Annotated in this window: 11 protein-coding genes; all 11 read left to right on the top strand. The window is 35.2% G+C overall.

The window, feature by feature from the left end; translation table 11 throughout:
- Positions 1-139: 139 nt before the first annotated feature.
- A complete protein-coding gene (locus H4J69_RS19280) occupies positions 140-448 on the top strand; it encodes a hypothetical protein (protein ID WP_182245143.1) in 309 nt (102 codons plus the stop codon).
- Between the two features lie 129 nt (positions 449-577).
- A complete protein-coding gene (locus H4J69_RS19275; RefSeq protein WP_182224295.1) occupies positions 578-781 on the top strand; it encodes a hypothetical protein in 204 nt (67 codons plus the stop codon).
- Between the two features lie 172 nt (positions 782-953).
- On the top strand, positions 954-1,214 hold the full coding sequence (locus H4J69_RS19270; RefSeq protein ID WP_182245144.1) for a hypothetical protein: 261 nt from the start codon (positions 954-956) through the stop codon (positions 1,212-1,214).
- 115 nt (positions 1,215-1,329) lie between these two features.
- Complete coding sequence (locus H4J69_RS19265; protein WP_182245145.1) at positions 1,330-2,160, top strand: DUF6236 family protein; 831 nt, start codon at positions 1,330-1,332, stop codon at positions 2,158-2,160.
- A gap of 102 nt (positions 2,161-2,262) precedes the next feature.
- Complete coding sequence (locus H4J69_RS19260; protein WP_182245146.1) at positions 2,263-2,697, top strand: hypothetical protein; 435 nt, start codon at positions 2,263-2,265, stop codon at positions 2,695-2,697.
- A gap of 203 nt (positions 2,698-2,900) precedes the next feature.
- Positions 2,901-3,428: a hypothetical protein gene (locus H4J69_RS19255; protein ID WP_182176873.1), complete on the top strand. Its 528-nt coding sequence runs from the start codon at positions 2,901-2,903 to the stop codon at positions 3,426-3,428.
- A gap of 105 nt (positions 3,429-3,533) precedes the next feature.
- A complete protein-coding gene (locus tag H4J69_RS19250; protein WP_182245147.1) occupies positions 3,534-3,728 on the top strand; it encodes a hypothetical protein in 195 nt (64 codons plus the stop codon).
- 824 nt (positions 3,729-4,552) lie between these two features.
- Entirely contained in the window at positions 4,553-4,867 is a 315-nt protein-coding gene (locus H4J69_RS19245) for a hypothetical protein (protein WP_182245148.1), read from the top strand.
- A 114-nt stretch (positions 4,868-4,981) separates the two neighbouring features.
- A complete protein-coding gene (locus H4J69_RS19240; RefSeq protein WP_182245149.1) occupies positions 4,982-5,356 on the top strand; it encodes a hypothetical protein in 375 nt (124 codons plus the stop codon).
- Positions 5,357-5,471: 115 nt separating this feature from the next.
- Positions 5,472-5,972 (top strand): hypothetical protein, encoded by a 501-nt coding sequence (locus H4J69_RS19235; protein WP_182223012.1) that lies wholly within the window; start codon positions 5,472-5,474, stop codon positions 5,970-5,972.
- 130 nt (positions 5,973-6,102) lie between these two features.
- A partial coding sequence (locus H4J69_RS19970; RefSeq protein ID WP_220467918.1) for a hypothetical protein occupies positions 6,103-6,352 on the top strand: 250 nt, incomplete at its 3' end.

Genomic DNA, 6,352 nt, shown 5'->3' with positions numbered 1-6,352 from the left:
TGTACTCGAAGGTAGCGGGCAAGCTGCAACATAACAAGCCACTCAAGCAGGACAAATAACAGTTGGTTTTGTTCGCTTCGCTCTCTATTATAACCAACTATTATTTGCCTCTTAGTGGGGCGTTATATGGCACTAAAGTATGGCTGATGAAATAGAGTATATTGAATGTTTTGAACATGGAAAGCAGCAGGAAACTTATGTATGTCAACATACGGTCGAGAGCCTGAAAGATGGCCAATCTAGAGGTTTTTGGTGGTCAATTGAGCAACCAGAAAATCCTAGACCAGATGCGTGGTGTTCGGAGTGCGAAGATTTAGTAAATAAAAATGGTGAGTGGGAAGGTGAGGCAGAAGAGTTTTCAAACGTAAAAATTCTTTGTGGTGTTTGCTACGACAACGTTAAACTTCTTAACTTTCCAAGTAAAAAAGCATGGTGGCGCTTTTGGTAGATCTGCCATATAACAAGCCATTCAAGCAGGACAAATAACAGTTGGCTATTTGCTCCTTCGTCGCCTATTTTAGCCAACCATTATTTGCCTCTTAATGGGGCGTTATGTGTATCTAGGAAGTCTGCAAATATGGAGTTTTTGGATGGAATGACTGTAAACGAAAGACTGTTCGCTCTAAAGAAAATGGATAGTTTTGATCAAGCGATAGTTTCAGGCAACAAAGAGGTAGCGATTAAGATTTTAGAGGTTTGTGAACTATCTAACGAAACTGCAAAATCTACGGTTACAGAAATACTTAAAAGTCCTAAAAGTTTTGGTTACTCTTTAAATTAATGTTGTCATAATAGTGCTTGGTTATCATACACATAACAAGGCGTTCAAACGGACAAAAAACAGTTGGCTGTTTCACTCCGTTCACAATTTTAGCCAACAATTTTTTGCCGCTTAACGTGGCGTTAGCTTTAAAAATAGTATTTGCATCATCATCAACTAAAAGGAAATTATTATGAGTGAATGTCAACAAGAGCACAGGTATAACACTGAATTTGAATTACTCCCTGACGATCAAAGTAAATTTAATGGTCGTCATAAATGTGCAGGTTGTGCGTATGAGCAAGGCTATTCTATTGGTCTTTCAAAATCGGCATCTGTAAATATTAGCTTCGATTCATTACCAAATAGTCAAGCAGGCACTGTTCGTCATAAAAGTGTGCAAACTGCTTTTGCTAAAGGGTATTTAGCTGGTATTTTGGCATCGTACACTTAAAGCTAACAAGAACTTCAAACGGAAAAAATACAGTTGGCTGTTTCACTCCGTTCACATTTTAGCCAACAATATTTTTCCGCTTAAGTAAGCGTTAGCACTCTAGTCAGAGGTTAGGATGATTAAAAAAGGAATTGTAGTCTCACCACCTTTTACACCTATTTATACTGGTGGAATAAGATGCGGTGGATCACCAGACCCTCTTGAATTAAGAAAATATCTTATGTATTGGGATGAAATTGATTATCCCTCAAATATGCTTGTTCATATTTCCTCACCTGATATTGAATATCTGGAACAAACTGGAAACTTGAAACGAACTCACGTTTCTTTTCAAGGTACTGTCAATTCAGGAAAAGGTGAATTTTTTATAGCAGCTCAAGAAGCTGCTTTTAGAAAAAACCAAGAAGAAGAGCCAGGTTGTTGGACAATTGCTCAATTGACTGATATTCCATTTTATACACAGCAGAGTATAAGCATTGGTGTAGAAGTTGAGTTATACGATATGTTACCTGTACCAAGCATTAATACTCCTTTAGCTGACATTTTAGAGTTCAAAGAAAAGAGACGAGATGAACTCACTGCTTTTCGATGCCACATGGATGAGATTAACGAAAAAATACTTAGCTCTAAAGATGTTCCTCGAGCAAGAAATACGCAAATGGCTCGTGTTGAGTTAGCAATAAGAGATATTGATAAAACTTTAAAAGAGTCAGGTGTAAAACGAGTTACAACTCATTTAAAAAATGTAATCAATACTGATTTTTCAGGTATTGTTGGCGCAGGTTTGGGAAGTGCCGGAGTTTCTTCTTTTATAGGTATGGCTCCATTGATCGCTGGTGTAGCTGGAGCTGGCTTAGTGTTTGGTGTAAAAAGTTTGATCATGCCTTCTAATCAATGCCCTACTAATTTAAGTTATATCAATAGCATCAGAAAAAACTTCAGGTAAACGAGTGCTAACAAGCGCTTCAAACGGAAAAAATACAGTTGGCTGTTTTCACTCCGTTCAACATTTTAGCCAACTATATTTTTCCGCTTAAGCGGGCGTTATGTGGCTTTCAGGTTTGGTGAATTAAAAGAGGTATTTGTGGTTCATTTGAAATTTTATTTACTTGGCTTAGTGACCTTCATCTTAAGTGGTTGGGAGCTTTATACTTCATTCTTGAATGGTCAACTTGGTGTGTTACATATCTTATTTTTAACTGTTGGTTTAGTTGGAGCTATATTTTGTTTTTTGGGTAAATTTCCTCAAATGGCTAAAAGGTTACTAACAGTGTTTTATTTTATTCAATTGGTTTTCATATACAGTGAATCCTTTAGTGTTAAGTTTGTTGCGAGTTTTGCATTCCCAGTTCATTATTTTTTGCGAAACGACAGTGGTTTACAGCAAACATTTAGTAATCCAACTGGCTTAGGTTTAAACTTGTTTGCTTTGCTAATGTTGTTTTTTGTATATAAAATTTATAGCGGTAAAACTGCCACATAACAAGCCATTCAAGCAGGACAAATAACAGCTGGCTATTTGCTCCTTCGTCGCTTATTTTAGCCAACTATTATTTGCCTCTTAATGGGGCGTTAAATTGCAATCATACTAAGCAGAGTCTTCATACAATAATCAAGATTCATGGCTTTATTTTGAATATGTCCTATAAATTAACTGGATTAACTATAATTTATAAGGATATACAAATGAAAACTACCTACGTATTAACTCTCTTTATTTTAACATTAACTTCTTCTGTTTCTATGGCCGCCGAAGATGAATCTAAGTCAACATCAATAGGTGACTTTGGGTTTGGAGCTGGATTATCCTTTACAATGGATCTTGGAAGTCATGATCGGATTAAAAGTGCAGAAGTTGTTGATGGATTAGTTAGAGTTACAGATGAAGAAAATGGCATACCGAGATTAGTATTAGAAGGTCATTACTTTTTTAGAGATAGTGATTTTGGTTTCAACCACGGACCATTCGTAGCAGTGCAACCTGGAAGTGATGAAATTATCAATTCAGTTGCAATTGGTTATATGATGGGCTGGAAAAAAGCGGATAAAACAAGTAGCTGGAATATTGGACTTGGCGTTGTTGCGGACCCAAATGTGCAGACTCTAGGTGATGGGGTCTCTGAAAATAAAGCATTACCCGGGAATGAAACGGTTATTCGTTATAAAGAAACAACTCAATACGGACTTATGTTACTTTTCTCTACATCGTGGTAATGCAATTTAACAAGTTGCTCAAACGGAAAAATAACAGTTGGCCATCGCTTCACGATTATAACCAACCGTTATTTTCCGCTTAGCAAGGCGTTAGGTGTTTTCAGAATGCGGTTAACTTTGATAGTATTATCGATATTTTATAGTTCTTTTTTATTTGCTCATAAAGATACTGGGGTTAAAATCCAAGATGATGGAGTTTTAATTGGTCTTCCGCAGAAATATGAACCTGCATCATTTGATCGTAAATCATTAACTCTTCAAATTGCAGATAAAAAATTAATTATGCCAGAGTGCCTTTAAAAGTATTTTGGAGATAATAGTACATTTATGTATTCATTGGATATATCAAGTTCTTGGTATCATAATTTAACGCGTTTACCACCATATTTAAATATGACTATAACTCCCGACAATCAAAATATTGAATATACTATTAGGTTTAATATGAACACCTTAGAAGTAATGAAAGGGTATAGTTTGCCTAAAAAAAGAGGAGTTCAAGGTGTCAGGTATAGTTTAGAACCACTTGGCTTTACATCAGAGTGCTTAACATCTATTAAAATAGTTTCGGTGGAATAAACACCTAACAAGGGTTTTCAAGCCGGACAAATTACAGTTGGCTTTTTGTTCGTGCCTCACTTATTTTAGCCAACTGTAATTTGCCGCTTAAAACGGCGTTAGCGAGCTTTATGAAGCTGTTCTTGAATTCTAAGTCACTACTAATAATTCTAGCTCTGAGTCTTTCGATTTGGGCATATTTAGTTTTATTAAATTACATCGGTGATCCTCGAGTAATAGATTCAGGTCTCGACGGAGAGGAAATGCACTTTTTGGAACTAGCATTTTTATATCTCTCGTTAACCTCAACATTTTATCTATGGGTATGTTCTTTTATTCATTGCTTTAAAAATAAAAGTAAAATACTTTCAATTATAATTGCAGTTATTTGGCCTCTAATTTATCTTTATAGTTTTTATGTATTAGGTTCAAATTGGCGCGGTGTAAAAGCTCGCTAACAAGGCATTCAAACGGACAAAAAACAGTTGGTTGTTTTCACTCCGTTCAACATTTTAACCAACAATTTTTTGCCGCTTAATGGGGCGTTATACGTTTCAGGAGGTTTGGTGAAATATTCAATTATTGTGATTATCTTATTAATCCCATTTTCATCTATGGCTAAAGATTTATGTCCAACAAATGAAAACATAGAACCCGACATGAGAATTCCTGAATCTCACTATACTCAAAAGAATGCAGAATTAGCTCTAAATAAACTCCAAGGTATTATCAGTAAAAGTGATAATGTATATGAATGGATGACCGTGCCTAATTCAATGAAAATAATAGAGGGTTACATTCTTAAAAAGGATGCCAATAAAAGTAAGTTTAATTTATCCCAATTTTGTACTTTCATGAAATCTAGCGTTTGGCACGATTAAACGTATAACAAGTTACTCAAACGGACGCTAAACAGTTGGCTAGCTTCGTTCCTCGCAATTTTAGCCAACAATTTCGCGCCGCTTAGTAAGGCGTTATAAGTAAAAGGAAGTTTTGTGCCAGATAATAAGTTGTCAGAAGTAGAATTAGATTTACCTCATAATATTGAACAATTAAATGTTCGAATGAAGCACATAGAACAAATTGCTCAAACTGTTGAAATGATCGCTGAAAAAGGTTTTGAAACAGCAGAATCTTATTTTTCAGATAAAGCGGAGCAAGAAAAGCTAGAATCCACTTTAGATGATAAGCAACACAAAAGATCTGTAATAGTTTTGTTTGGTGTTGTCTTTCTTATTTTCATCTTGGTTATGACTGCAATGTTGATGAAGCAATTTGATTTGGTAAAGATAATACTAGGATCGGCTTTTGCTATTGGTAGTGGTGCAGGTATCGCCGGTATGTTTAAAAAAAGAACTGGTGAGCGCTAATTTACTTATAGCAAGTCGTTTAAAAGGACAAAAAACAGTTGGCTTTTGCTCCTTCGTCGCTAATTTTAGCCAACAATTTTTTGCCTCTTAACGAGGCGTTAGGAGCCTAGAAAAGTTGAGAGTATATTTAACTATTTTTATACTATTCTATACAGCTAATACTTTTGCAGAAGATTATGAGGCATATTCGAGAGAAGACGCTTTATTAAAGTTTTCTCCAGTTTTAAGCATTCTCAAAAAGTCACTTGAAACTAATGATATTAAATTGTTAAATTCAATTGTGTCTTACCCCTTTAATATTAGCTTGCCTGAAACCTATGTCGCTCCTGAAGGGAATGTTAGATTTCGTTGGCTAAAGGTAAAAGATTACGATGATTTAAAAGAAAAATATGATTCTATTTTTATTCATTCTATTCGATCTTTAGTGCAATGTATTACACCTAATAATATGATGTATGATAAAAATAAAGGTTTCTCTGCCGCACATGGGCGTATTTGGTTTTTCGATATAATTGAGCCTATAACAGGCATACGAAAATATGCACTTTCAAGCATTTCAGTGAATCCAAAAGATAGTAAATGGGCTATTGAAGAATGCCCAGATATTTATAAGTAGGCTCCTAACAAGCCATTCAAGCAGGACTTTTAACAGTGGGTTAGGTTCCGCTTCGCTCACATTTTAACCAACAATTAAAAGCCTCTTAATGGGGCGTTAGGCTTACCAAAATCTTGGAGATAAATTTAACGTGAGGAGATTAGTTTTAGCTGTTTGTTCAATATTCCTATTTCCAGTTATTGTCCGAGGAGCTATTAGTTTTTTCCACCCTAAAGGTGGCGAGTTAATGATTGTCGCTGAGAAAGTATTTGGTTCAAATACAATAAATTGGTTAGCCGAATTTGTTACTTTTCCAGTCTACGATTTTCTAGTACATTCGTTTTGGTTTAATAGTGTAATATTTTGGCTAGTATGGCTCTTGTGTATTTTTGTTGCTATTA

The sequence above is a fragment of the Colwellia sp. BRX10-9 genome (genome assembly GCF_014077405.1).
In the GTDB taxonomy this organism is placed as follows: Bacteria; Pseudomonadota; Gammaproteobacteria; order Enterobacterales; family Alteromonadaceae; genus Colwellia_A.
Note: the sequence above shows the minus strand (reverse complement) of the source record. Positions and strands in the feature narration are given on the sequence as shown.

Bases quoted from the DNA above. Each gene is read 5' to 3' on its own strand.
- H4J69_RS19280 (WP_182245143.1), top strand. From the start codon at position 140: ATGGCTGATGAAATAGAGTATATTGAATGTTTTGAACATGGAAAGCAG.
- H4J69_RS19270 (WP_182245144.1), top strand. From the start codon at position 954: ATGAGTGAATGTCAACAAGAGCACAGGTATAACACTGAATTTGAATTA.
- H4J69_RS19265 (WP_182245145.1), top strand. From the start codon at position 1,330: ATGATTAAAAAAGGAATTGTAGTCTCACCACCTTTTACACCTATTTAT.
- H4J69_RS19250 (WP_182245147.1), top strand. From the start codon at position 3,534: ATGCGGTTAACTTTGATAGTATTATCGATATTTTATAGTTCTTTTTTA.
- H4J69_RS19255 (WP_182176873.1), top strand. From the start codon at position 2,901: ATGAAAACTACCTACGTATTAACTCTCTTTATTTTAACATTAACTTCT.
- H4J69_RS19275 (WP_182224295.1), top strand. From the start codon at position 578: ATGGAGTTTTTGGATGGAATGACTGTAAACGAAAGACTGTTCGCTCTA.